The organism is Mangrovicoccus algicola, from assembly GCF_014903745.1.
GTDB lineage: Bacteria > Pseudomonadota > Alphaproteobacteria > Rhodobacterales > Rhodobacteraceae > Mangrovicoccus > Mangrovicoccus algicola.
In genome coordinates this window covers 1-25,477 of sequence record NZ_JACVXA010000011.1, presented here as the reverse complement: position 1 = coordinate 25,477, position 25,477 = coordinate 1, and the positions used below count along the sequence as shown (strand labels likewise).

Here is a 25,477-nt window from a genome sequence, read left to right as displayed (position 1 = left end):
CCTCAGCCCTTCGCCGCGCGCGCCGCCCGTTTCGCCTGGCGCGCAGGTTTCCAGCGACGGTGAATCCAAAGCCACTGGTCCATGTTGTCGCGGATGCGTGCCTCGAGGCTGTCATTCAGCGCCTGGCTCATGGCACGCGCCTCGCCATGGGGCACCGGCGCCTCGACGACAAGGTCGAATCCGCCATCGCCGCGCCGGATGCCATAGACCGGCACCAGGAGCGCATCGTATTTCAGCGCCATCTCCGCCGCCGACAGCGCCGTGGGCGCAGGCTGGCCGAAGAAGGTCAGCGCCTCGCCGCGATTGACGTATTGGTCGGGCAGGATCGCCACCGCATTGCCCTGCTTGAGAAACCGGATCATCCGCGCCAGCCCGGCCCGGCCGCGCGGAAAGACCGGCTCGGCGATGGCGGTGAGCATGGCCAGGAAATCCGCATCCAGCGCGGCATCGTTCAGCGGCCGGTAGATCGCGCCGATCCGGTGGCCGCGCAGCGCCAGCACCCCGCGCATCGCATCGAAATTGCCGAAATGCCCCGAGACGACGATCACCGGACGGCCCGCCGCGCGCGCCTCGTCCAGCGCACCGACCCCCGGACCGGTCAGCGGCTCGTCGCGCAGCAGGTCAAGGAATTCCTCGCCCGCGGCCAGTTCGGTCAGCATCCGCCCGACATTGGCCGGCACGCGGCGCATCAGGCGGCGGATCTCGGGCTCGGGCAGGTCGGGCATCACATGGGCCAGGTTGGCGCGGATGCGCCCGCGATAGCCCGCCACCGGCGCCACGATCCAGGCCATCAGCCAGGCCACCACGGCGCGGCGCATCCCGAAAGGCAGGACCTTAGGCCAGCTCAGCAAGGCCCGGATCGCCGCCGCTTCCCAGGCGGCCTGCCGCGCGGATTTCGTCTTTTTCGCCATGGTCCTTGCTCCGTCCGGGCGGTCCGGCCGCCTTGCCCCGGTCTTAGCCGCGATCACCCCGGGCGGCAATCGCGCGCCCGCCGCGATCAGCTTTCCGGCGCCTCGTAGACGCCCTGTTCCTTCAGCGCGTCGATGACTTCCTTGGGCATGTAGGTCTCGTCATGCTTGGCCAGGATCTCGGTGGCGCGGAAGACCCCGCCGACATAGCGCCCGGTGCCGACCATCCCCTGACCCTCGTCGAAGAGATCGGGCAGCACCCCGGTATAGGCCACCGCGACCGAGGCGCCGCCATCGGTCACGCGGAAGGTGATCGTCTCCCCCTGGCCGCGCACCAGGCTGCCTTCCTCGACCAAGCCGCCGATGCGGAACACCTCGGCCTCGCGCGGGGGCTCGGCCATCACCTGGCTGGGGGAACGGAAGAAGTTGATGCCGTCGCGCATCGCATAGCCGATCAGCCCGCTGGACACTGCCAGCAGGATGACGGCCAGCAGGACGATCTGGATGCGGCGTTTCTTCTTCAGTCCCCTCATCGGCCTCTTACGGGAAGACCGGGGCCAGGTTCAGCCCCGCGGTCTCCGCCTCTCCCAGCATGATGTTGGCGCATTGCAGCGCCTGCCCCGAGGCGCCCTTCATCAGGTTGTCCAGCACCGACAGGATGATGACCCGGCCCGGGCGGCGGTCGGCATGGACCGCGATCCGGCACAGGTTCGATCCCTTGACATGCTGGGTCTGGGGAATGGCGCCCATCGGCAGGATATCGACGAAGGGCTCGCCGGCATACTGTTTTTCCAGCACCGCCTGGATTTCCGCCGCATCCCCCGCAGCGTAGATCGTCGCCTGCATGCCGCGGATCATCGGTACCAGATGCGGCGTGAAGGCGGCCAGCACCGGGCGGCCCGCGGCCAGGCTCAGTTCCTGGTCCAGTTCGCCCATGTGGCGATGCCCGGCGACGCCGTAGGATTTGAACCCCTCATTGGCCTCGGAGAAGAGCAGCGGCTCGTTCAGGCCGCGGCCCGCGCCGGAGGCCCCGGACTTGGCGTCGATCACGATATCCTCCGCGCCCACCGCCCCGGCCCGCAGCAGCGGGATCAAGGGCAGCAGCGAGGTCGCCACGTAGCAGCCCGTATTGGCGGTGATCCGCGCCCCCGCGATCCGGTCGCGGTAGATCTCGGGCAGGCCGTAGGCGACGGCGGGCTGCAGATCCATCGCGCCATGGTCGAGCTTGTACCACTTGCGGTACTCCTGCGCGTCGCGCAGGCGGAAATCGGCGGAAAGATCGACGATCTTCACATGGTCGGGGATCTGCCGGACCAGCCCGTGGGCGACCCCGTGGGGCAGCGCGAAGAAGGCCAGGTCGATCCCGGAGAAATCGACCTCGTCGATCTTCTGCAGCACCGGCAGGTCGAGATGGCGCAGATGCGGGAAGACCTCGCCCATCGGCAGCCCCGCCTTGCGGTCGGCGCTGAGCGCCGCGATCTCGAAGGAGGGATGGGTGGCGATCAGCCGGACAAGTTCCGCCCCGGTATAGCCCGAGGCGCCGAGGACAGCGATTTTCTTGGTCATGGCAGGTCCTTGCGGATCAGTAGGTCAGATATGGTCGACATGTTCGAAGGCGATGCGTCGTCGCAGGATCTGCGTCGCCTTGTCGGACACGGCGCGCGCATCGCCGGTTGTCAGGAACCGCGTCTCGCGGCCCGGCCCCTCCATCCCCGGATGCCGCCGCAGGTAATCCTCCAGGCTGGCAGCCACCAGGTTGGCCTGGGAATAGACCCGAACCCCCGGCCCCAGCGCCTCCTGGAAGACATGTTCGAGGATCGGGTAATGCGTGCAGCCCAGAATCGCCGCCTCGGGCTGCGGCATCCGCCGCTTCAGCGCCTCGACATGGGACCGCACCAGCGCCTCCGCCAGGATCTCGTCGCCGGCCTCCAGCGCATCGACCAGCCCGCCGCAGGGCTGGGCCTCGACATCGACGCCGATCGCGCGGAAGGCCAGTTCGCGCTGGAAGGCGCGGCTCGAGACGGTGGCCGGCGTGGCGAATAGCGCGACATGCTTCACCTCGACCTCGCGCGGCGGGGAATTGTCGCCCCATTGCCGCTCGGTCAGCGCCTCGATCAGCGGCACGAATACGCCCAGGACGCGCTTGTCCGCCGGGATCCAGGTTTCCTGCATCCGCCGCAGCGCCGCCGCCGAGGCGGTGTTGCAGGCCAGGATCACCAGGTCGCAGCCCGCCTCCCACAGCCGCGTCACCGCCCGCGTGGTCAGGTCGTAGATGTCATCGGCCGTGCGCACCCCGTAGGGCGCGTGGGCATTGTCGCCGTAATAGACGAAGGGCACATCCGGCAGGCGCCGGGACACCGCGTCCAGGACGGTCAGTCCGCCCAGGCCTGAGTCGAAGATTCCGACAGCCATCAGTTCCGGTGCTTTTCCTCGAATTCGAACCCGTAGCCCATGGATTTCACGGGCGTCGGAGACAGGCGATACGTGGCTTCGCGCAGAAAGTCCATCATCGCGCGCGCATCGCCGAGATAAGGCGCCAGCGCCTCGGGCGGGATCGGCGCGCCGATCACCACATCGACGGGGCGGTTCACCCGCGCCTTGAACTCCTTGATCAGGAGGCCCAGCCGCAGCGTCTGGTGCAGGTGGCTGGCCAGCTGGAAGAACCGCGAATTATGGCCGACGAAGAAGACCGGCACCACCGCTGCGCCGGATTTCGCGATCATGCGCGCGGTGAAGCTGCGCCAGCCCGGGTCCATGGGCTGCGCGAACGGGGTGAGCGAGGTGGAGACCGTGCCCCCCGGGAACACTCCCATCGCGCCGCCCGCGGCAAGATAGCTCAGCGCCGCGCGCCGGGTCTCCAGGTTGGCCAGCACCGCCTCGCGGCTGTCATCGAAGCTGATCGGCAGGATCACCTTCTCCAGGTCCTCGGCGCGGCGGAAGACCTGGTTGGCGAGGATGCGGAAATCGCCGCGCGCCCGGCGCAGGATCAGCCCCATCATCAGGCCGTCGAGTATGCCGAAGGGATGGTTGGCGATCACCACCACCGGCCCGGTCGCGGGGATGTTCGACAGGCTGCCCGACAGGATGCGCAGCGACAGCCCGTAGCGTTCGGCCATCACCTCCCAGAAATCGCGCCCCTGCGCGACATCCTGTTCATATCCCCGTGCCTGGCGGATCAGCCGGATCCGCCCCGTGGCGTTCTCCATCACGCGGATCACGGCCCGCCCGCCGCGGCTGCCTGCGGAGCTTGCATAGCTGATGTCGCGCGCTATCTCGCGCCTGTGCTGCTGGTCGTCTCGGCCGATGCGGCCCATGGGCTGTCCTCGTCTGGGTGACAGGCTGAATATCAGCGCGACGCCTCCTGCGGCAAGGGGGCCATAGTCCAGGCGCAAAGCTGATTTCTCATAATTGCAATCCTCGGCAGCCCATGTCAGGTTTGGTACGATCAACACGGGCAGGATCATGGACTGGGACAAGCTACGGATTTTCCACGCAGTTGCGGATGCGGGGAGCCTCACCCACGCGGGCGAGCACCTGCATCTGTCGCAATCGGCGGTCTCCCGCCAGATCCGGGCGCTGGAGACGTCGCTGAACACGACGCTGTTTCACCGCCATGCCCGCGGGCTGATCCTGACCGAGCAGGGCGAGTTGCTGTTCGATGCGACCTCGGCGATGGTCAAGCGGCTCGATGCCGCCGCCGCGCGGATCCGCGACAGCGAGGAAGAGGTCTTCGGCGAGCTGCGCGTGACCACCACCACGGGCTTCGGCTCGCTCTGGCTGGTGCCCCGCCTGCCCGCGCTCTACAAGAAATATCCCGATCTCAAGATCGACTTGATGCTGGAGGAACGGGTGCTGGACCTGCCGATGCGCGAGGCCGATGTCGCCATCCGCATGAAGGAACCGTCCCAGGCCGACCTGATCCGCAAGCGCCTGATGGCGGTGCACATGCGGCTCTACGCGACCCAGCAGTACCTGGATGAATACGGCACCCCCGTGACCCGCGCCGACATGCGCAGCCACCGCCTGATCTGCCAGAACGCCACCAGCTTCCAGGTGATGGCCGGGCTGCGGATGGTGCAGGCGCTGATGGCCGAGGACATGCCGTCCCTGCTGACGGTGAACAATTACTTCGGCGTCCTTCAGGGCGTGCTGAACCATCTGGGCATCGGCGTGCTGCCCCATTACGTCGCCCATGACGTGCCCGGCCTGGTGCGGGTGCTGCCCGATGTCGACAGCGGCGAGGTGCCCGTCTATCTGGCCTATCCAGAGGAACTGCGCCAGTCCAAGCGCATCGCCGCCTTCCGCGACTTCGTGATGGAAGAGATCGCCACCTATCGCCGCAATGCCCAGATTTCTGCAGGCGCGAGCGAATAGGCCCGTATCCGCCGATATTTCGCAACTGCGGAAATTTTCACCTTGAAAGGCAGGGATGGGCCGCATATGTCGGCGACAGATGAAGGTTTTGGCCTTCTTCTACCTCCCTGTTGGACTTTGGCCGAGCTTCGTCTCGGCCATTTTTTTTGCCCGCCTCCCGGCAGTCCTGCGCAGGCGGCACGGAACCGCCCAGCCCCCGCCACGTTGTCCTGCCGAAGCACGAGACATAAGCCAAAGGTGGGAAACTCATGGATTTCTTGCGGATCGTCATCGCCATCCTGCTGCCGCCGCTGGGCGTCGCGCTGCAGGTCGGCCTGCGCGGAGCCTTCTGGCTCAACATCCTGCTGACCCTGCTGGGCTATATCCCCGGCATCGTCCACGCGGTGTGGATCATTGCAAGACGCTGAGCGCGCAGGGCGGCTGGCCCGGGCCGAGCGGATCGCCGCGCTGATGGATGCGCGGTTCAGCCTCTTCGGCATCCGCTTCGGCTGGGATTCCCTGATCGGGCTGCTGGTCCCGGGGATCGGCGACGCGGCCACCGCCCTGCCGTCGCTCTACGTGATCTACGAGGCGCACCGCCTCGGAGCGCGCAAGCGGGTGCTGGCGCGGATGGGGCTGAATGTCGGCCTCGACACGGTGCTGGGCTCCGTCCCGCTGGCGGGGGATGTCTTCGACCTGGCGTTCAAGGCGAACCGCCGGAACGTGGCGCTCCTGTCGCGGGAAATGGCCCGCATGCATGAAAAGAAGGAGGAAACGAGATGGCCGAACGCAATTCGGGATTGAAACAGGGCGCCTGGGTGCTGATCGCGGATGGCGAGAAGGCGCTGTTCCTGCGCAATGTCGGCGACGAGATCGACATGAACCTGGCGGTGATCTCCAAGGAGGAGCAGGAGAACCCGCCATCCGGCGACTGGAAGACCGACCGCGCGGGGCGGTTCAACGACGGCCCCTCGGTCCAGCGCTCCTCGGTGGAGGAAACCGACTGGCACCAGCTGGAGAAGGAACGCTTCGCAACCGATCTGGCGGACATGCTCTACAAGTCCGCCCATGCGGGCCGGTTCGACACGCTCGTCATCCTCGCCAGCCGACCGGTCCTGTCCACCCTGCGCAAGGAGCTTCACGGCGAGGTGCAGGCGCGGCTGGTTCTCGACATTCCCAAGGTGGTGACCAATGTCCCCCTCGACGAGGTCGAGCGGATCGTGGCCCGGGAAATGGCCGAAGCCGCCTGAGCGCCACCCCTGCCCTGCCGTTCCGCCGCTTTTTTCGCGGCGGGGCGGTCCACCGGCCTTCCGCTTTGCCGCGCCTGCCGCTAGAGGTGCGCCAAACCCAGGAACGGACGGACCCCATGAACGAGCCAGAGATCACCCCTGACCTGATCGCCGCCCACGGGCTGAAGCCCGACGAGTACGACCGTCTGGTGGAGATCATCGGACGCGTGCCCAGCTTCACCGAACTCGGCATCTTCTCGGCCATGTGGAACGAGCACTGCTCCTACAAATCGTCGAAGAAGTGGCTGCGCACCCTGCCCACCACCGGCGAGCAGGTGATCTGCGGTCCCGGCGAGAATGCGGGCGTGGTCGATATCGGCGACGGACAGGCCGTGGTCTTCAAGATGGAGAGCCACAACCACCCCTCCTATATCGAACCCTACCAGGGCGCGGCGACCGGTGTCGGCGGCATCCTGCGCGACGTCTTCACCATGGGCGCGCGCCCGGTCGCGGCGATGAACGCGCTCAGCTTCGGCGAGGTGGGCCATCCCAAGACCCGGCAGCTGGTGCATGGCGTGGTCGAGGGCGTGGGCGGCTACGGCAACTGCTTCGGCGTGCCGACCGTCGGCGGCGAGGTGCGGTTCCACCCGGCCTATAACGGCAACTGCCTGGTCAACGCCTTCGCGGCCGGGCTGGCCGATGCCGACAAGATCTTCTACTCCGCCGCCTCGGGCGTGGGCATGCCGGTCGTCTATCTGGGCGCGAAGACCGGCCGCGACGGCGTCGGCGGCGCCACCATGGCCAGCGCGGAATTCGACGACACGATCGAGGAGAAGCGCCCGACCGTGCAGGTCGGCGACCCCTTCACCGAGAAACGACTGATGGAGGCCTGCCTGGAGCTGATGCAGACCGGCGCGGTCATCTCGATCCAGGACATGGGCGCGGCAGGCCTGACCTGCTCGGCCGTGGAGATGGGTGACAAGGGCCGCCTGGGCATCCGGCTGGACCTCGACAAGGTGCCGGTTCGCGAGGAGCACATGACCGCCTACGAGATGATGCTGTCGGAATCCCAGGAGCGGATGCTGATGGTGCTGAATCCCGAGAAGGAGGATGTCGCCAAGGCGGTGTTCGACAAGTGGGAACTGGACTTCGCCATCGTCGGCGAGACCATCCCCGAGGACCGGTTCGTCATCGTTCATGGCGGCGCGGTGAAGGCCGATCTTCCCCTGTCGAAACTCTCCTCCGAGGCGCCCGAATACGACCGCCCCTGGGTGGAGACCCCGCCCGCCGCGCCGCTCGGCGAGCTGCCCCAGATCGACGCCATCGAGGGGCTGCGCGCGCTGGTCGGGTCGCCCAACCACGCCTCAAAATCCTGGGTCTACGAACAGTATGACCACATGGTCATGGCCGATACCGTGCGCCGTCCGGGCCTCGGCGGCGGCGCGATCCGCGTCCACGGCACGAAGAAGGCGCTGGTCTTCACCTCCGACGTGACGCCGCGCTACGTGCAGGCGAACCCCTATGAGGGCGGCAAGCAGGCGGTGGCCGAAGCCTATCGCAACCTCACCGCGGCGGGCGCCAAGCCGCTGGCCACGACCGACAACCTGAATTTCGGCAATCCCGAGAAGCCCGAGATCATGGGCCAGTTCGTCGGCGCGCTGAAAGGCATCGGCGAGGCCTGCGCGGCGCTCGACATGCCGATCGTCTCGGGCAACGTCTCGCTCTACAACGAGACCGACGGCAAGGCGATCCTGCCGACGCCGACGATCGGCGCGGTTGGCCTGCTGAAGAACGCGAAGAACCTGATCGGCAGCCGCCCCGAGGAAGGCGACCTGGCGGTCCTGCTGGGCGCGCCGGGCACCCATCTGGGCCAGTCCGCGCTGATCTGGGAACTCTTGGGCCGCGCCGAGGGCGATGCCCCCGCCGTCGATCTGAAGGCCGAGCGCCGCCATGGCGTGTTCCTGCGCAACAACCGCAAGCTGGTCAATGCCGCGACCGATCTGGGCGATGGCGGCCTGGCGCTGGCCGCCTTCGAGATGGCCGCCGCCGCCGGGACCGGCGTGACGCTCGAGCCCGCCACGACGGAGGAACTCTTCGGCGAGGACCAGGCGCGCTACCTGCTGGCCTGCAGCTTCGACGAGGCGGAGGAGCTGCTGGTCCTGGCCGGCGGCAAGGGGATCCCGGCCACCGTGGTCGGCCGCTTCGGCGGCGACACGGTCAGCCTCGGCGGCGCCACCGCGCCGCTGGCCGATCTCCTGGCGCTCTATCGCGACAGTTTCGCCGCCACGCTGGGCTGATCCGCGCAGCGGACCGCCCCGCCCTCCGGGACTGCCCCGCCTCCCCCCGTGCGCCCTGCGCATGGGGGGATCGGCGCGTTTCCGCCTTGCGGGGCGGATGCGGCGGCCCTAGATTTCGACAGACACAAAGGACACTCTCATGCCGATGCAAGCCGAGGAAATCGAGACCCTGCTGCGCGAGACCTTCCCGCAGGCACAGATCCAGATCACCGACATGGCCGGGGACGGCAACCATTATGCCGCGGAGGTCATCGACGAAAGCTTCCGCGGCCTCAACCGCGTGCAGCAGCAGCGCGCCGTCTATGCCGCGCTGAAGGGCCGGATGGACGGCAAGGCGGGCGAATTGCACGCGCTGGCGCTGACCACCAAGGCGCCGGAGTGAGCGCAACGCTCTGGATCCCCGTCCTGCTTGCCGCGCTGCTGGTGCTGGCCGCTTTCGCGGAAGCCTGGATCCGGCGCGGACGGGATGGAGGGGGATCCCGAGCTGGGACTTGAGGCGACCGATATCCGCGGGTACCGGGCGCTTCTGAGACGCAACGACCAGATCGGCGCACAGAGCACCTGCCATGGCGGTTTCCGCCCGAGGCGGGCCGCGCCGCCCACAGACCAAGGAGACAACGCATGACCACCACCGTGGAAGAGCAGATCAGGGACACCGTGACCTCCAATGACGTGGTCCTGTTCATGAAGGGCACCAAGATGATGCCGCAATGCGGCTTCTCCAGCCGCGTGGCGGGCGTGCTGAACTTCATGGGCGTGGACTTCGCCGACGTGAATGTCCTGGCCGATGACGGGATCCGCCAGGGGATCAAGGATTTCTCCGACTGGCCGACCATCCCGCAGCTTTACGTCAAGGGCGAATTCGTCGGCGGCTGCGACATCATCACCGAGATGACGCTGTCGGGCGAACTCGACGCGCTGTTCGAAAAGGAAGGCGTCGCCTTCTCCAAGGATGCCGCCGAGAAGATCCGCCAGGCCAATGCCTGATCCCGCAGCCGGGGCGCCTGCGCGTCCCGGCCGCCCGCTACCGCTAGCGGATTCGCGCGCCTGGCCTGTTTTTCCCGCTTGTGTCGCCGCGGCGCAGAACAGTTACCGCAACCGGTCGCGCTAACACCCCACCTTTACCGCTAACACATTCTGTTGATTGTCTTTTTGGCTTTTTCGGCGCTGTACGCACGGGTATACCGAGGCCAGTTCGCCACCGGCTCGGCGTGTCCCCGACCGCCCTGCAGCCCTGTTCAGGAGCCTGTCCCATGACGATCACCATCGGCATCAACGGTTTCGGCCGCATCGGCCGCTGCACGCTCGCCCATATCGCCGAAAGCGGCCGCAACGATGTCGAGGTGGTCAAGATCAACGCCACGGGCCCGATCGAGACCAATGCGCATCTTCTGAAATACGATTCCATCCATGGACGCTTCGGCGGCACGGTGAAGGTGGAGGGCGACATGCTGGACATGGGCCGCGGCCCGATCCGCGTCTTCTCCACCTACGAGCCGCGCGAGCTGGACTGGAGCGGGGTGGATGTCGTGCTGGAATGCACCGGCAAGTTCAATGACGGAGACAAGGGCGCCGTCCACCTGGATCGCGGGGCGCGCAAGGTGCTGTTCTCCGCCCCCGCGAAGAACGTGCACAAGACCATCGTCTACGGCGTCAACCATCGCAGCCTGCTGGACACGGACACGCTGGTCTCCAACGGCTCCTGCACAACGAACTGCCTCGCGCCGCTGGCCAAGGTGCTGAATGACGCCATCGGCATCGAGCGCGGGATCATGACCACGATCCATTCCTATACCGGCGACCAGCCGACGCTGGACCGCCGCCACAGCGACCTCTACCGCGCCCGTGCCGCGGCGATGGCGATTATCCCCACCTCCACCGGCGCGGCAAGGGCGCTGAAGGAGGTCCTGCCGGAACTGGAGGGCCGGCTGGACGGATCGTCGATCCGCGTGCCCACGCCGAATGTCTCCTGTGTGGACCTGACCTTCGAGGCCGGGCGCGACGTCACCGTCGCCGATGTCAACGAGGTGGTGCGCGAGGCGGCCGAAGGCCATATGCGCGCCGTGCTGGGCTATGATCCCGAACCAAAGGTCTCCATCGACTTCAACCACACGACGCAATCCTCGATCTTCGCCCCCGAACAGACCAAGGTCGTCGGCGGGCGCACGGTGCGCGTGCTGGCCTGGTATGACAATGAATGGGGCTTCTCCTGCCGCATGGCCGATACCGCCGCGGCGATGGGGCGCTTGCTGCACTGACCTGCCGCCCCGGCGCCGGTCCCGCGCGCCGTCCCGCCCCGGCCCCCGAGCCGGGGCCATTCCCGTCGCGGGCCGGGCGCCGGGCGGAATGTTGCCGTGGCGTCATCGCGTGGCGGAACACGCGGCCTCTCTCCTCGTTCCTCCCCGGAACGTGCAGCCCATGGCGGTGCTGCCTTTCCCACCCCGGAGGAGGAAACGATGTCCGAACACAGCGAAATTCCCGTCGGCGCAGGTCGCGCCATCACCGCGGTCGCCGAGGCGCAGGCCGAGGCCCGCCGCAAGGCCGCCGAGGCCGCCATCCACGCGCAGGAGCGCGGACAGGAGGCAACGCGGTCGGTCGTGCAATCCCAGCATGAGATCCTGCAACATGCGACCGAGGCCGTCACCGGCAGCGCCGAACAGGTCGCGGAGGCGGTGCAGGCAAGCCGCGAGAACCGCGCCGAAGCCGCGCAGAGCACCGCAGAGGGCGCCGCGCAGATCGCCGAAACCGCTGCCGACAGCGCCGAAGCCCGCAGCGATGCCGCCTCCGACGAGCTGCGCGCCATGGCGGCCCGCGACAGCTAGGATGCAGCGCCCCGCACCGCCCCGGTCGGCACCGCACCGGCCGGGGCGGTTGCGTCCTTTTACCCCTGTTAGCGCCACCAGCTTCCTGTTGACGGCATCGACAGACCTGTTAGGGCTAACGCCGACCCCTGCACCATGAAAGGGAGGCATCAATGGCCATTCAGGTCGCAATCAACGGTTTTGGCCGCATCGGCCGCAACGTCCTGCGCGCAATCATCGAAAGCGGGCGCACCGATATCGAGGTCGTCGCCATCAACGATCTGGGCCCGGTGGAGACCAACGCCCATCTGTTCCGCTATGACAGTGTCCATGGCCGCTTCAAGGGCGAGGTCACGACCGGCGAGGACTGGATCGATGTCGGCAAGGGAAAGATCAAGGTCACCGCGGAACGCGATCCCGCGAAACTGCCCTGGTCCAATGTCGATATCGCGATGGAATGCACCGGCATCTTCACCGCCCGCGAGAAGGCCGCGCTGCACCTGGAAAACGGCTCGGCGCGCGTGCTGGTCTCGGCCCCTGCCTCGGGCGCCGACAACACGGTCGTCTTCGGCGTGAACGACAAAACGATCACCGCCGAGCAGAAGGTGATCTCCAACGGGTCCTGCACCACCAACTGCCTCGCGCCGGTCACCAAGGTCCTGCATGAAGGCATCGGCATCACCCGCGGCTTCATGACGACGATCCACAGCTATACCGGCGACCAGCCGACGCTGGACACGATGCACAAGGATCTGTACCGCGCCCGCGCCGCGGCGATGAACATGATCCCGACCTCGACCGGCGCCGCCCGTGCCATCGGCCTCGTGATGCCGGAACTGGCGGGCAAGCTCGACGGCGTCGCGATCCGCGTGCCGACCCCGAACGTGTCCTGCGTCGACCTGACCTTCGAGGCCGCCCGCGACACCACCGCCGAGGAGGTCAACGCGCTGATCAAGGCCGCGGCCGAGGGCCCGCTGAAGGGCGTCCTAGGCTATGCGGACGGTCCGATGGTGTCGATGGATTTCAACCACGACCCGCATTCCTCCACCTTCGCGGCCGATCAGACCAAGGTTCTGGACGGCAACATGGTGCGGATCCTCAGCTGGTACGACAATGAATGGGGCTTCTCCAACCGCATGGTCGATACCGCGGCGGAGATCGGCAAGACGCTCTGAGCGCCTGCCCCCCGACGAAAGATGCGAAACCGCGCAGCCCCCGCTGCGCGGTTTTTTCATGCCCCGTGCCTGCCCCATCCCCCACGATACGGTTGCAGCAGGGCTGCCATGCACCAGCTGCAATCACGCCCCGCAACCCCATGCACTGGTGAAAGAATAATTTACGCTGCATTGCGGCGCACGCATGGCGGGACTGCCCGTTTGGCGGTTTTTGCCGCTAGCGCCATCGCCTATCTATGGGTCAACACCGCAGACAGACCCATCCGACGAGGCCGAAAATGACGAAGATCGTGAACACCTGGAAAAGCCGTTTCGAACAGCGCGGGCGTTTCCGCCGCACGCTGAGCGAACTGAACCTGCTCTCCGACCGCGAAGCCGCCGATCTGGGGCTGAGCCGCGCCGATTTCCGCGCCGTCGCGCATCGCTCGGTCTACGGCTACTGAGACGGCACCGGTCCGGCCCGGCCGGACCGTCCGCCTAGCGGCGCTCGGCCACCCGGTCCATCAGCGCCGCCTGCACGGCGGGGGTGACGAATTTCGAGATGTCGCCGCCCAGCCGGGCGATTTCCTTGACCAGCTTCGACGCGATGGCCTGATGCTGGGCCTCGGCCATGAGGAAGACGGTGTCGATCTCGTGGCTCAGCGCGCGGTTCATGCCGACCATCTGGTATTCGTACTCGAAATCCGCCACGGCGCGCAGCCCGCGCAGGATCACGTTCGCCCCCACATCCTCGGCGCAATGGATCAGCAGGTTCTCGAACGGATGCACCGTGATGCGGCAATTGCTGCCCTCGGACAGCATCTCCGTCTCGGCCTCGATCATCGCGACCCGCTCCTCCAGCGAGAAGAGCGGGCCCTTGTCGCGATTGATCGCCACGCCGATCACCAGGTGATCGACCAGCTTGCAGCCGCGCTTGATGATGTCCACGTGACCCATGGTAAGCGGGTCGAACGTGCCCGGATACAAACCAGTACGCATATTGGGCGGTCCCTCGTCGCCAGTGATTGGCGGGCAGACCACCCCAAAACCGCCGCGGATTCAAGAATGTTGGCAAGCCGCGCGCAATTTTGTTTCGGAACCGTTGGCGCGGCGCCACCCGGGCGGGCCGCCCGCGGTCAGTGATAGCGGAATTCGCCCACCACGTTGCGCCACTCGCCGGGCGCGATCATCTTGCGATGGGTGAAGCGGACCGAATGAAGCGGGCCCTCGATCTCGCCCTGCCAGAATTCGATGAACTTGAACAATCGCGGATAGTCCGGGGCCAGATCGTAATCCTGCCAGACGAAGCTGTTCAGCACGCTGCGGTAATCCGGCATCCGGTACAGCATCTCGGCGGTTGTCAGCCCGTAGCCCTTCAGCATCAGTTCGGTTTCGCTTGCTGCCATTCTCGACCTCGTGGTTCATGCCCTTCCATGCTGCCCGAGTCGAATTAAAGGTCAACGAAAACAAACTGTTGTCACTCTCCATGAATGGATGATGACACAGCCGCGACTGCGTGATTGCAGGCTTGTCCGCCCCTCTGTTATACCCGTCGTCACAGCTGGACCCCTCAGTCACAAGCAAGCAGGCAGAAATGAGCGACACCCCGGAAACCCCTGACGACAAAGACGAAAATCCGGCGCCTCGCTACGAGGGTCCGGCCGTTTCGATTGCGGAGGAAATGAAGTCGAGCTATCTCGACTATGCGATGAGCGTGATCGTCAGCCGCGCGATCCCCGATCTGCGCGACGGGCTGAAGCCGGTGCATCGGCGCATTCTCTATGCAATGTTCGAAACCGGCAACAGCCACGAGAAACCCTATCGCAAATCCGCGCGCCCGGTCGGCGACGTGATGGGGAAATACCACCCGCATGGCGACGCGGCGATCTACGACGCGCTGGTGCGGATGGCGCAGCCGTTTTCCATGTCGCTGCCCCTGCTGGATGGCCAGGGCAATTTCGGCTCCATGGATGGCGACAGCGCGGCGGCCATGCGCTATACCGAAGTCAGGATGCAGAAATCGGCGATGGCGCTTCTCGAGGATATCGAGAAGGAGACCGTCGATTTCCAGGACAACTATGACGGCAAGGACCGCGAACCCTCCGTTCTGCCCGCCCGTTTCCCCAACATGCTGGTCAATGGCGCCGGCGGCATCGCGGTCGGCATGGCCACCAACATTCCGCCGCACAACCTGGGCGAGGTGGTCGATGCCACGCTGGCGCTGATCGAGAATCCCGATCTCGACAGCGCCGACCTGATGGAATACGTGCCCGGCCCCGATTTCCCGACGGGCGGCATCATCCTGGGCCGGTCCGGCGCGCGCAAGGCCTATCTGGAGGGCCGCGGCTCGGTCATCATCCGTGCCAAGACCCGGATCGAGGAGATCCGCAAGGACCGCTATGCCATCGTGCTGGACGAGATCCCCTATCAGGTGAACAAGGCGGCGATGATCGAGAAGATCGCCGATCTGGTGCGCGAGAAGCGGATCGAGGGCATCGCCCATGTGCAGGACGAATCCGACCGGATCGGCGTGCGCGTGGTGATCGAGCTGAAGCGCGACGCGACGCCGGACGTGGTGCTCAACCAGCTGTGGCGCTTCACGCCGATGCAGACCTCCTTCGGCTGCAACATGCTGGCGCTGAACGGCGGCCGCCCCGAACAGCTGACCCTGCGCAAGTTCCTCAGCTCCTTCATCTCCTTCCGCGAAGAGGTCGTGGCGCGGCGCACCGCCTATGAACTGCGCAAGGCGCGCGAGCGCAGCCATGTCCTGTGCGGCCTGGCCGTTGCCGTGTCGAATGTCGACGAGGTGGTGCAGACCATCCGGCAATCCGCGGACCCGGCCGAGGCGCGCGAGGCGCTGATGACCCGCCGCTGGCCCGCCCACGAGATCGCGGGCTATATCCGCCTGATCGACGATCCGACCCATCTGATGAACGAGGACGGGACCTACAACCTGTCGGAAACCCAGGCCCGCGCGATCCTCGACCTGCGCCTGCAGCGGCTGACCCAGATCGGCGTCAAGGAAGTCACCGACGAGCTGGAAGAGCTGGCCCGCAAGATCCGCGAATACCTGGATATCCTGCGCTCGCGCGAGCGGATCATGTCGATCATCTCCGACGAGCTGCGCGAGGTGCGCGCCGCCTTCGCCGTGCCGCGCCGCACCGAGATCACCGAATGGTCCGGCGACATGGAGGACGAGGACCTCATCGAGCGCGAGGACATGGTCGTCACCATCACCCAGACCGGCTATGCCAAGCGCACGCCGCTGGCCGATTACCGCGCGCAGCGCCGCGGCGGCAAGGGCCTGTCGGGGATGTCCATGAAGGACGAGGACGTGGTCACCACGCTTTTCGTGGCCAATACCCATACGCCTCTTCTGGTCTTCACCACCGACGGCATGGTCTACAAGCTGAAGACCTGGCGCCTGCCCCAGGGCGGCCGCTCGGCGCGCGGCAAGCCGATCGTCAACATCCTGCCGATCAACCCGGGCGTCGGCGTCGCGGCGATCATGCCCGTCGACCGGCCCGAGGAGCAGTGGAACGAACTGCATATCGTCTTTGCCACTTCCGAGGGCGACGTGCGGCGCAACGCGCTTGGCGATTTCACCAACGTGATGCGCAACGGCAAGATCGCGATGGACCTGCCCGAGGGCGTCAAACTGGTCAATGCACGCATCTGTTCCGAGGAGGATGACGTGATGCTGTTCACCGACCTGGGCCGTGCGATCCGCTTCCCGGTGACCGAGGTGCGGGTGTTCAAGGGGCGCAAGTCCACCGGCGTGCGCGGCATCAAGCTGCCCGGCGATGCAAGCGTCGTCGCCATGTCGGTGATCCGCCATTTCGAGGCCAGCTCCGAGGAACGCGCCGCCTATCTCAAGATGCGCCGCGCCGTCGAGGGGATGACCGAGGAGGCCGAGACCGAGGACGAGGAGGCCGTGGCCGATGTCGCCCTGCCGCAGGACCGCTATGCGGAAATGTCGGCGGCGGAGGATCTGATCCTGACGATCACCGCGCGCGGCTTCGGCAAGCTGAGCTCCTCGCATGACTACCCGGTGCGCGGCCGCGGCGGCCAGGGCGTGGCGGCGATGGACAAGGCCATGCGCGGCGGGCGGCTGGTCACCAGCTTCCCGGTGATGCTGGACGACCAGATCATGCTGGCCACCTCCAACGGCCAGTCGATCCGCTGCCCCGTGGCGGGGATTTCCTTCCGCTCGCGCGCGGCGGGCGGCGTGCGGGTCTTCAACACCGCCGAGGGCGAGGAGGTCGTCTCTGTCGCCTGGATCGCCGATCAGGGCGAGACAGAGGCCGATCCCGAGGGCGGCGCCGAGGAATGATATCCGGCGGGCGGTCGCGGCCGCCCCGCCTGACATCCCATCGAGGCCCTGCCCGGGCCGAAGACAGCCGTCCCGCCTGCCGGGGCGGCTGTGTCCTTCCTGCCCATCCCCCCGGCTTTCCGCCGCCCCCCGCCGGGAACGGCATCGACGCCCGGCCTGCCCTTGCGGCATCATGATCCCGGCCGGACCGACCGCCGCCGCGGAAACGTTGCGTCACGGCGGTGTCCGAGGAGGTCCGGAAGCGGATCACGGAATTGACCTGCGCGTCCTCATGGCGCACCGATAAGGGGTCCGGCCGCCGAAAAACCAACAGCAATCCGGCCGGGAGGGAGGATCACATGAAGGCAATCATCACCGGTTTCGCCTGGCTGGGCGCCGCGGCGGCCGCGCAGGCGGGCGGCATCGACAGATCCGGCCAGGAGGTCGGGCTTCTGTTCGAGCAGGGCAATTACGTCGAGCTGGGCTTCGCCCGCACCTGGCCCGATGTCAGCGGCCGCGATGTCGCGCAACCGCAGGGCCTGCCCTTCTTCGGATATAACAGCGGCCAAGGCTATGACGATGTGGCAGCCGATTTCGACCTGCTGCGCTTCGGGCTGAAATACGACCTGAACGAACGCATCTCGCTGATCTTCATGGGGGGCGAGGATTTCGGCGTCGATGTCGATTACAACGAAGCGGCGGGCTCCATGCTGGGCGGCACCTTCGCCGAAGCGGACAGCTACACGCTGTCGCTGATCGGGCGCTATCGCATCGATGACCGTTTCAGCCTGCATGGCGGGATCAGGCGGCAGACGGCGGACGGATCGATCGGCCTGTCGGGGCTGGGCTATGGCGCGGTCTCGGGCTACGAGGTCAAGCTCGACAGCGACGAGGGCTATGGCTACCTGCTGGGCGGCGCCTATGAACGGCCCGATATCGCGCTGCTGGTGGCGGTCACATATTTCTCGGAAATCGAGCATGAATTCGACACGCGCGAGACGCTTGGCGGCACCAGCCTGGGCACATCCGGCAAGACCAAGGTCAAGACGCCCCGCGCGCTTAACCTGGACCTGCAGACCGGCATCGCGCCCGACTGGCTGGCCTTCGGGCAGATCCGCTGGGTCGATCATTCGCAGTTCAAGGTGGAGCCCGAGCAGTTCACCGCGCTGACCGGCACGGGGCTGGTCTCGCTCGATGACAGCATCACCTACACGATCGGCCTGGGCCACCGCTTCACCGAGGCCTTCTCGGCCTCGCTGGCCTATATCTACGACGATGTCGATGGCGACGACATGGTCTCGCCGCTGGCCCCCACCCATGGCAGCCAGGCGCTGCGGCTGGGCGGCAAGTACACGATCGGCGCGGTCGATATCTCGGCGGGGCTGCGCTATACGTGGCTGGGCGATGCCAAGGCGCAGACCGCCGATGTCGCGCGGGCCGATTTCTCCGGGAACGAGGCGGTCTCGCTGGGGGTGAAGGTGGGCTACCGCTTCTGATCCGCCCCGCCGGGGCGGCCCGCGGGCCGCCCGGAACCGGCGGCGGCGGGCGGCCGCGCGTCAGGAGGCAGCAGGACCGGCTAAGCGCTTGCATCCTCGGCGCATCCATGGAAGTTTCCCTTCTGTTTCTTCCTTTTTCCGAGCGCCCCATGTCCTCCCAGTCCCCTTCCGCGCCGGCCAGCTGGGCGACCGTCAGCACGACGATCAATCCCAGCCCCGAAATCCACGCCTTCATCGATTTCCACCTTGCGGCGGGCGCGTCGCATGTCTTCATCTATCTCGACCGGCCCGATCACGACTTCCCCGGCGCCCGCGGGCCGGATCCGCGGGTGACGGTCATCCGCTGCGACGACGCCTATTGGGCCGCGACCTCCTGGAAGACCCGGCCCGAGCGGTTCCAGCACCGCCAGGACCAGAACGCGACCGATGCCTATCAGCGCTGCGGCCAGGGATGGCTGGCCCATATCGACATCGACGAGTTCCTGTTCAGCGAAGTGCCGCTGAAACGGCTGCTGCGCAACCTGCCGCAGGAGGTGCTGTCGGTCCGGGCGGAACCCTGGGAATTGCTGCTGCCGCTGGATCCGCGCCTGCCGGTGACCTATTTCCGCGGGCGCGTCGGACTGACCGAACAGGAGCGCGGACTGCACCAGCGGGCCTTTCCCCGGTTCTGGGAGGATGTTCCCACCGGGTTTCTCAGCCATATCGACGGCAAGGTCATCGTGCGGACCGGGGTGCCCGACCTGGTCTTCGGCGTGCATCGCGCGCGGGTGAATGGCGGCGAGAAGCTGAAGCCGCGGCTGATGCGGCGGCTGATGCTGGCCCATTGCCCCAACCGCGACCGCGAAACCTTTGCCGTCAAGGCCCGCTACCGGATGTATCACGGCGGCTACCGCCCCTTCGGCGATCTGCGCAAGCAGAAGATCTTCGACATGCTCGAACGCCAGCTGGAGGCGAAGGGCGAGGACGGCATGCGCGAAGTCTTCGACGAATTCACCACCACCCGGACCGAGATGCTGATCCGCCTGGAGGAACACGGGTTGCTGGTGGCGGTGGACCGGTCGATGCTGCTGGAGACCGGGCTTCCCGGCCCCTGCCCGCAGACCGACCCGGAGATGCGCGTCTTCGGCCGGAAATGGCATCCGGTCGGGCTGGACGTGATGGCACGCGCGGCGCACGCCGCCTGACCCCGGCGCCCCCCGGGGGCGCCCGGTGCCCTCGCGCGGCGGCGAAATGGCCATTGAACCCCGCCCCCGCGCGCTGCTAGGCGGACGCCGTAGACGATAGCAGGACGGGGTTCCCATGACGCTTCCCACCGCACAGGACTGGCGCGCGACGACCGAGAAGCGCGTGTTGCTCTTCGGCATGTCGGGGCTGGGCAAGACCCATCTGTCCAACACGCTGCGCGCGGCCGGCGACTGGTTCCACTACTCGGTCGATTACCGCATCGGCACGCGCTACATGGGCGAGCATATCGTCGACAACTTCAAGCGCGAGGCGATGCGCAATCCCTTCCTGGCCGAATTGCTGCGCTCGGACTCGATCTACATCGCCTCCAACATCACCTTCGACAATCTCGCGCCGCTCTCGACCTATCTGGGCAAGCCCGGCGATCCGGCCCGGGGCGGACTGCCCTTCGAGGAATACATGCTGCGCCAGCAACAGCATCGCACGGCCGAGATCTCGGCGCTGCTGGACACGGCCCATTTCGTGCGCCGCGCGAAGGATCTCTACGGATACGGCAATTTCGTCTGCGACAGCGGCGGGTCGATCTGCGAGGTGGTCGATCCGCAGGATCCGGCCGATCCGGTCCTGACCGCCCTGTCGCAGACCGCGCTGATGGTCTGGATCGAGGACACGGCCGAACATCGCGACGCGCTGGTGGCCCGCTTCGACCGCGCGCCCAAGCCGATGTATTACGAACCCGGTTTCCTGCGGACGCATTGGGCCGAGTACCTGCGGGAACACCGCCTGGACGAGACCGGGGTCGATCCCGACGCCTTCATCCGCTGGATGTATGCCCGCGCCCTCGCCCATCGCCGCCCGCGCTACAAGGCGATGGCGGAAAACTGGGGGGTCACGGTGCAGGCGCGCGACGTGGCCGAGGTCCGCGACGAGGCCGGTTTTAACGACCTCATCGCCCGGGCCCTTGAGGCGCGGGGCTGAGACGGCTACATCCGACGCCTGACCCATCCGGAGACCGACAATGCCCATCACCCTGCCCGCCGAGCTGCCCGCATATTCCGTGCTGGACCGCGAGGGCGTCATGGTCATGTCGGACACCCGCGCCGCGCATCAGGACATCCGGCCGCTGAGGATCGGCCTGCTGAACCTGATGCCCAAGAAGATCACGACCGAGACGCAATTCGCGCGGCTGATCGGGGCGACGCCGCTGCAGATCGACTTCCAGCTGATCCGCATGACCGAACACCAGTCGCGCCACACTGCCGCCGAGCACATGGAGACCTTCTACCGCCCCTTCCAGGAGGTGAAGCACGAGAAGTTCGACGGGCTGATCATCACCGGCGCCCCGATCGAGCACCTGGATTTCGACCAGGTCACCTACTGGGACGAGCTGCGCGAGGTCTTCGCCTGGACCCAGACCAACGTGCATTCGACCTTCGGCGTCTGCTGGGGCGGCATGGCGATGATCTACGCGCTGCACGGCGTGCAGAAACACATCCTGCCGCAGAAGGCCTTCGGCTGTTTCCGCCATCGCAACCTCGCCCCCGCCTCGCCCTATCTGCGCGGCTTCTCGGATGATTTCGTGATCCCCGTCAGCCGCTGGACCGAGATGCGGCAGGCCGAGATCGAGGCCGTGCCGGGCCTGCGCATCCTGCTGGGCAGCGACGAGACCGGCCCCTGCCTGGTGGAGGATCCGGGCCATCGCGCGCTCTATATCTTCAACCATTTCGAGTATGACAGCGACACGCTGAAGCACGAATACGACCGCGATGTCGCCACGGGCACGCCGATCAACGTGCCCGGCAACTACTATCCCGATGACGACCCGTCACGCGCCCCCCTGAACCGCTGGCGCAGCCATGCGCATCTGCTCTACGGCAACTGGATCAACGAGATCTACCAGACCACGCAATTCGATCTCTCCAGGATCGGAACCCCGCAGACGTGACACGGGCTGGCGTCGCGGCGGCGGCTCGGGCAAGGTGATGCCATGAGCAAGAAAACCCTGCCCTTCGGCGGCGAGATCAGCCGATTCTACGAAAGCGACGCCCCCGCGGAGATCCGCGAGGCGATCGCCGGCGCCTCCAAGGACGATATCCTGGGCGAGGCCTATCCCTATCCCGAACGGATGGAGGCCAAGCTTTACGAAAAGGAGCTGTACCGGCTGCAGATCGAGCTGGCCAAGTTCCAGACCCATGTCCAGCGCGAGGGGCTGCGCGTCGTCGTGCTGTTCGAGGGACGCGACGCGGCCGGCAAGGGCGGCACGATCAAGCGGTTCCGCGAGAACATGAACCCCCGCGTTGCCCGGGTCGTGGCCCTCTCCGCCCCCAGCCCGCGCGAGCAGAGCCAGTTCTACCTGCAGCGCTACATGCCGCACCTGCCCGCGGCCGGCGAGATCACGCTCTTCGACCGCTCCTGGTACAATCGCGGCGTGGTCGAGAAGGTCTTCGGATTCTGTTCGACCGAGGAACGCGCCCGCTTCTTCCGGCTCTGCCCGAATTTCGAGACCGCGCTGATCGAGGACGGGATCCACCTGGTCAAGCTGTGGCTCACGGTCAGCCGCGCGGAACAGCTGCGCCGCTTCCTCGCCCGCGAGCAGGATCCCCTGAAGCAATGGAAGCTCAGCCAGGTGGACGTGGACGGGCTGAAGAAATGGGACGATTACGGCGAGGCGATCCGCGAGACCTTCGATGCGACCCATACCGTTGCCGCGCCCTGGACGGTGATCCGGTCCGACGACAAGAGACGGGCCCGCATCGCCGCGATCCGCAGCGTCCTGCACCAGATCCCCTATGCCGGGCGCGACGAAGAGGTTGCCTGCGCCCCCGATCCGCAGATCTGCGGAGGTCCCGACCTCTTCCATGCCTAAGCGCGGCTACCATCACGGCAACCTCCGCCAGGCGCTGGTCGAGGCGGCGCTGGTCCTGATTGCCGAGAAGGGCCCCACCGGCTTCACGCTTTCCGAGGCCGCCAAGGCCGCGGGCGTCACGCCGGCCGCGGTCTACCGGCATTTCCAGGGGCGCGAGGATCTCATCGCCGAGGCGGCGCGCCAGGGCTACGAGATCTTCGCCGACCTGATGGACTACGCCTTCGACGAGGGACGGCCCACCGCGGTCGCCGCCTTCGAGGCGACGGGACGGGCCTATCTGGCCTTTGCCGGCAAGTATCCGGGCCATTACGTCGCCATGTTCGAAAGCGGCATCTCGGTCAATCGCAGCCCCGAGCTGGCCGTTGCGGCGGCACGGGCCCGCGGCGTTCTGGAACGCGCCGCCGAAAAGCTCAGCGAACGCATCCCGCCCGGCAAACGCCCCCCTGCCGCGATGTTCAGCGCCCATATCTGGGCGATGAGCCACGGCGTGGTCGAGCTTTATGCCCGCGGCGCGCCCGGGCGCCGCTCGCCCTTCGCGGCGGAGGAACTGCTGGAGGCCGGGATCGGCATCTACCTGCGCGGACTGGGCCTGATCGCGCCGGATTGAGCGGATTGCAGCCGCGAGGCAGCGGCCAGCGGCCCCGTTTCCCGCGCCGCGCGATCCAGCCGATCGGCGAGACCCTCCGAGCGCGCCTTCAGCGCCAGGATCGCCGCCGCCATCTCCGGCCGGTCCGGCACCCTGGCATCGGCAAAGACATCGCTCAGGGCATAGGAGAAGTTGCGCAGATCAAGGGTCAGCTCCGCGACTTCTGCGCAAAGCAGGTCATCCCTGCCATGGTCATCCGGTCCGGGTCTCACCTGGCACCACCTTCCTGTCATTCCCACGGGCGAAGCCTATGGTTGGCAGGATTAATCCGGGGTGAAGCCCGACCGCATCCGGCAGGAAAAGAGGCAGAGCGGTTACCGGCGGGAGGATTCCCTCAGCCGCCGGCCTTCTCCTCGAGTTCCAGCCATTCCTCCTCGGCCGAGGACAGCGCCTCCTGCCGGGCCACCAGCGCCTCGGTCGCCTTGCGGAACTTGACCGGCTCGCGGGTGAACAGATCGGGATCGGCCAGCAGCTGCTCCAGCTTGGCGATCTCCGCCTCCAGCCGCGCGATCGTGGCGGGCAGCTCCTCCAGCCGGTGCTTCTCGGTGAAGCTCAGCCGCGGCTTTGCCGCCGGTTTCGGCGCGGGCCCCGGCGCGGCGGCGGCAGCCTGTACCGGCTTTTCCGTCCTGGGCCTTCCCGCGTCTTCGGACGGCGCGGGGTCTTTCTGCGCCTGGTAGTCGCTCCAGCCGCCCGGATAGGCGGTGACGCGGGCATTGCCCTCCATGGCGATGGTCGTGCTGGCCACGCGGTCGAGGAAATCGCGGTCATGGCTGACCAGGATCACCGTCCCGTCATACTCGCCCAGCACGTCCTGCAGCAGGTCCAGCGTCTCCACGTCCAGGTCGTTGGTCGGTTCGTCCAGCACCAGCAGGTTCGATTCCCGCGCCATGATCCGCGCCAGCAGGAGCCGCGCCTTCTCGCCGCCCGAGAGCGACTTGACCGGGGCGCGCGCCTGCGCCTCGTCGAAGAGGAAATCCTTCAGATAGGCGACCACATGCTTGGCCTGGCCGCGCACCATCACCTGGTCGGACCGGCCCGAGACCGACATCTGCGGATCGTTGGTCAGGCTGTCCCAGAGCGTCGCCTCCGGGTCCAGCTGCGCGCGATTCTGGTCGAAGACCGCGATCTCCAGGTTGGTGCCCAGCTGCACGCTGCCTTCATCCGGGGCGATCTCGCCGGTCAAGATCTTCAGCAGCGTCGTCTTGCCCACGCCGTTCGGGCCGACCATGGCCACGCGGTCGCCGCGCAGCACGCGCAGGTCGAAATCCCTCACGATGGGCTTGTCGCCGAAGCTTTTGGTCAGCCCCTTCGCCTCGATCACCCGCTTGCCCGATTGCGGCCCCTCGGCAAGGCTCAGCGCGGCCGTGCCCTGGCGCCGGATCTGGCTGGCGCGTTCCTCGCGCAGCCCCTGCAACGCGCGCACGCGGCCCTGGTTGCGCTTGCGCCGCGCTGAGATGCCCTCCACCGCCCAGCGGGCCTCGGCCTTGATCTTGCGGTCCAGCTTGTGGCGGGCCTCGTCCTCGTCGGCCCAGATCTTGTCGCGCCATTCCTCGAATTTCGCGAATCCCTGCTCGGCACGCCGCACCGACCCGCGATCGATCCACAGCGTCGCACGGGTCAGCGCGTTGAGGAAGGCCCGGTCGTGGGAGATCAGCACATAGCCCGCCCGCGTCTCGGCCAGGGTCTTCTCCAGCCAGGCGATCGCCTCGATATCCAGGTGGTTGGTCGGCTCGTCGATCAGCATCAGCTCGGGCGCCTCGGCCAGCAGCTTGGCCAGCGCCGCGCGCCGCCTCTGCCCGCCCGAGGCCGTGCCCACCGGCATGGCCGGGTCGAATTTCAGGCCTTCCGCGACCATCTCGACCTTGTAGCTTTCCGCCGGATCCAGGTCGCGGGCCGCGTAATCGCCCAGCGTGGCAAAGCCCGACAGGTCCGGATCCTGATCCATGTAGCCCACGGAGGTGCCGGGGCTGAGGACCCGTGCGCCCTGGTCCGGCTCGATCAGCCCGGCCATAACCTTCAGCAGGGTGGACTTGCCCGAGCCGTTGCGCCCGACCAGCGCGACGCGGTCGCCCTGCTGGACGACAAGGTCGAGCCCGTCGAAGACGGGATTGCCGCCGAAGGTGAGGGAGATGCCGGATAACTGGAGAAGGGGTGCGCGCGCCATGGCGGCGAGCTATGACGCGCTGCGCCCGGCGTCAAGGCCCTCGCGCGCCCGCGCCCCGCCGCGGCC

27 protein-coding genes are annotated in these 25,477 nt (G+C 67.0%); 18 read left to right on the top strand and 9 right to left on the bottom strand.

All coding sequences use genetic code 11. The features are described 5' to 3' along the window. Positions 1-2: 2 nt before the first annotated feature. The 5 genes from ICN82_RS05560 to ICN82_RS05540 form a co-directional block, all read right to left on the bottom strand. Positions 3-911: a lysophospholipid acyltransferase family protein gene (locus ICN82_RS05560; protein ID WP_193180580.1), complete on the bottom strand. Its 909-nt coding sequence runs from the start codon at positions 909-911 to the stop codon at positions 3-5. 86 nt (positions 912-997) lie between these two features. Further along, positions 998-1,441: a cytochrome c maturation protein CcmE gene (gene ccmE, locus ICN82_RS05555; RefSeq protein ID WP_193180578.1), complete on the bottom strand. Its 444-nt coding sequence runs from the start codon at positions 1,439-1,441 to the stop codon at positions 998-1,000. Between the two features lie 7 nt (positions 1,442-1,448). Further along, positions 1,449-2,474 (bottom strand): N-acetyl-gamma-glutamyl-phosphate reductase, encoded by a 1,026-nt coding sequence (gene argC / locus ICN82_RS05550; RefSeq protein WP_193180577.1) that lies wholly within the window; start codon positions 2,472-2,474, stop codon positions 1,449-1,451. Positions 2,475-2,498: 24 nt separating this feature from the next. Beyond that, entirely contained in the window at positions 2,499-3,320 is an 822-nt protein-coding gene (locus tag ICN82_RS05545) for a glutamate racemase (RefSeq protein WP_193180576.1), read from the bottom strand. Beyond that, positions 3,320-4,222: a lysophospholipid acyltransferase family protein gene (locus ICN82_RS05540; protein WP_193180575.1), complete on the bottom strand. Its 903-nt coding sequence runs from the start codon at positions 4,220-4,222 to the stop codon at positions 3,320-3,322. The genes ICN82_RS05545 and ICN82_RS05540 overlap by 1 nt, the downstream gene beginning before the upstream one ends. A gap of 148 nt (positions 4,223-4,370) precedes the next feature. Between ICN82_RS05540 and ICN82_RS05535 the strand changes: the two genes are divergently transcribed. From ICN82_RS05535 to ICN82_RS05485, 11 genes are all read left to right on the top strand, one after another. Next, complete coding sequence (locus ICN82_RS05535; protein WP_193180574.1) at positions 4,371-5,282, top strand: LysR family transcriptional regulator; 912 nt, start codon at positions 4,371-4,373, stop codon at positions 5,280-5,282. A 248-nt stretch (positions 5,283-5,530) separates the two neighbouring features. Then, positions 5,531-5,689 (top strand): YqaE/Pmp3 family membrane protein, encoded by a 159-nt coding sequence (locus ICN82_RS05530; protein ID WP_193180573.1) that lies wholly within the window; start codon positions 5,531-5,533, stop codon positions 5,687-5,689. Beyond that, complete coding sequence (locus ICN82_RS05525) at positions 5,676-6,065, top strand: DUF4112 domain-containing protein (protein ID WP_193180572.1); 390 nt, start codon at positions 5,676-5,678, stop codon at positions 6,063-6,065. The genes ICN82_RS05530 and ICN82_RS05525 overlap by 14 nt, the downstream gene beginning before the upstream one ends. Next, positions 6,041-6,511 carry a host attachment family protein gene (locus ICN82_RS05520; protein ID WP_193180570.1) on the top strand — a complete coding sequence of 157 codons (471 nt, stop codon included), beginning with the start codon at positions 6,041-6,043 and terminating at the stop codon, positions 6,509-6,511. Before ICN82_RS05525 ends, ICN82_RS05520 begins: the two co-directional genes overlap by 25 nt. A 116-nt stretch (positions 6,512-6,627) precedes the next feature. Further along, the gene (gene purL / locus ICN82_RS05515) at positions 6,628-8,787 is read left to right on the top strand and encodes a phosphoribosylformylglycinamidine synthase subunit PurL (RefSeq protein ID WP_193180561.1); all 2,160 of its coding nucleotides are present in this window, start codon (positions 6,628-6,630) and stop codon (positions 8,785-8,787) included. 139 nt (positions 8,788-8,926) lie between these two features. Continuing rightward, positions 8,927-9,169 carry a BolA/IbaG family iron-sulfur metabolism protein gene (locus ICN82_RS05510; protein WP_193180559.1) on the top strand — a complete coding sequence of 81 codons (243 nt, stop codon included), beginning with the start codon at positions 8,927-8,929 and terminating at the stop codon, positions 9,167-9,169. A 239-nt stretch (positions 9,170-9,408) separates the two neighbouring features. Continuing rightward, the gene (gene grxD, locus ICN82_RS05505) at positions 9,409-9,774 is read left to right on the top strand and encodes a Grx4 family monothiol glutaredoxin (RefSeq protein WP_193180557.1); all 366 of its coding nucleotides are present in this window, start codon (positions 9,409-9,411) and stop codon (positions 9,772-9,774) included. Between the two features lie 266 nt (positions 9,775-10,040). Then, entirely contained in the window at positions 10,041-11,045 is a 1,005-nt protein-coding gene (gap, locus tag ICN82_RS05500; protein ID WP_193180555.1) for a type I glyceraldehyde-3-phosphate dehydrogenase, read from the top strand. Between the two features lie 198 nt (positions 11,046-11,243). Next, entirely contained in the window at positions 11,244-11,609 is a 366-nt protein-coding gene (locus ICN82_RS05495) for a hypothetical protein (RefSeq protein WP_193180547.1), read from the top strand. 152 nt (positions 11,610-11,761) lie between these two features. After that, positions 11,762-12,763: a type I glyceraldehyde-3-phosphate dehydrogenase gene (gene gap, locus ICN82_RS05490; protein WP_193180545.1), complete on the top strand. Its 1,002-nt coding sequence runs from the start codon at positions 11,762-11,764 to the stop codon at positions 12,761-12,763. 278 nt (positions 12,764-13,041) lie between these two features. Continuing rightward, entirely contained in the window at positions 13,042-13,206 is a 165-nt protein-coding gene (locus ICN82_RS05485; protein ID WP_193180537.1) for a DUF1127 domain-containing protein, read from the top strand. A 34-nt stretch (positions 13,207-13,240) separates the two neighbouring features. Here ICN82_RS05485 and coaD read toward each other — a convergent pair whose 3' ends face one another. After that, positions 13,241-13,741 carry a pantetheine-phosphate adenylyltransferase gene (gene coaD, locus ICN82_RS05480; protein WP_193180534.1) on the bottom strand — a complete coding sequence of 167 codons (501 nt, stop codon included), beginning with the start codon at positions 13,739-13,741 and terminating at the stop codon, positions 13,241-13,243. Between the two features lie 137 nt (positions 13,742-13,878). Next, the gene (locus tag ICN82_RS05475; RefSeq protein WP_193180532.1) at positions 13,879-14,148 is read right to left on the bottom strand and encodes an usg protein; all 270 of its coding nucleotides are present in this window, start codon (positions 14,146-14,148) and stop codon (positions 13,879-13,881) included. 188 nt (positions 14,149-14,336) lie between these two features. On the opposite strand from ICN82_RS05475, the gene gyrA reads away from it, so the two are divergent. The 7 genes from gyrA to ICN82_RS05440 all read left to right on the top strand — a co-directional run bounded on the left by gyrA (position 14,337) and on the right by ICN82_RS05440 (position 23,208). Then, complete coding sequence (gene gyrA, locus ICN82_RS05470) at positions 14,337-17,075, top strand: DNA gyrase subunit A (RefSeq protein WP_193180529.1); 2,739 nt, start codon at positions 14,337-14,339, stop codon at positions 17,073-17,075. 338 nt (positions 17,076-17,413) lie between these two features. Continuing rightward, complete coding sequence (locus ICN82_RS05465) at positions 17,414-18,550, top strand: OmpP1/FadL family transporter (RefSeq protein ID WP_193180527.1); 1,137 nt, start codon at positions 17,414-17,416, stop codon at positions 18,548-18,550. 149 nt (positions 18,551-18,699) lie between these two features. Further along, positions 18,700-19,734 (top strand): glycosyltransferase family 2 protein, encoded by a 1,035-nt coding sequence (locus ICN82_RS05460; protein WP_193180525.1) that lies wholly within the window; start codon positions 18,700-18,702, stop codon positions 19,732-19,734. A gap of 115 nt (positions 19,735-19,849) precedes the next feature. Then, positions 19,850-20,713, top strand: coding sequence for an ATPase (locus ICN82_RS05455; RefSeq protein ID WP_193180523.1), 864 nt, complete (start codon positions 19,850-19,852; stop codon positions 20,711-20,713). 40 nt (positions 20,714-20,753) lie between these two features. Then, positions 20,754-21,680 carry a homoserine O-acetyltransferase MetA gene (gene metA, locus ICN82_RS05450; protein ID WP_193180521.1) on the top strand — a complete coding sequence of 309 codons (927 nt, stop codon included), beginning with the start codon at positions 20,754-20,756 and terminating at the stop codon, positions 21,678-21,680. Between the two features lie 42 nt (positions 21,681-21,722). Next, entirely contained in the window at positions 21,723-22,601 is an 879-nt protein-coding gene (ppk2, locus tag ICN82_RS05445) for a polyphosphate kinase 2 (RefSeq protein WP_193180519.1), read from the top strand. After that, the gene (locus tag ICN82_RS05440) at positions 22,594-23,208 is read left to right on the top strand and encodes a TetR/AcrR family transcriptional regulator (RefSeq protein ID WP_193180517.1); all 615 of its coding nucleotides are present in this window, start codon (positions 22,594-22,596) and stop codon (positions 23,206-23,208) included. The genes ppk2 and ICN82_RS05440 overlap by 8 nt, the downstream gene beginning before the upstream one ends. Here the strand turns inward: ICN82_RS05440 and ICN82_RS05435 are convergent. After that, positions 23,172-23,459, bottom strand: coding sequence for a hypothetical protein (locus ICN82_RS05435; protein WP_193180515.1), 288 nt, complete (start codon positions 23,457-23,459; stop codon positions 23,172-23,174). The two genes, ICN82_RS05440 and ICN82_RS05435, sit on opposite strands and share 37 nt — an antisense overlap. 122 nt (positions 23,460-23,581) lie before the next feature. Next, a complete protein-coding gene (locus ICN82_RS05430) occupies positions 23,582-25,411 on the bottom strand; it encodes an ABC-F family ATP-binding cassette domain-containing protein (protein ID WP_193180513.1) in 1,830 nt (609 codons plus the stop codon). Positions 25,412-25,477 lie beyond the last annotated feature (66 nt).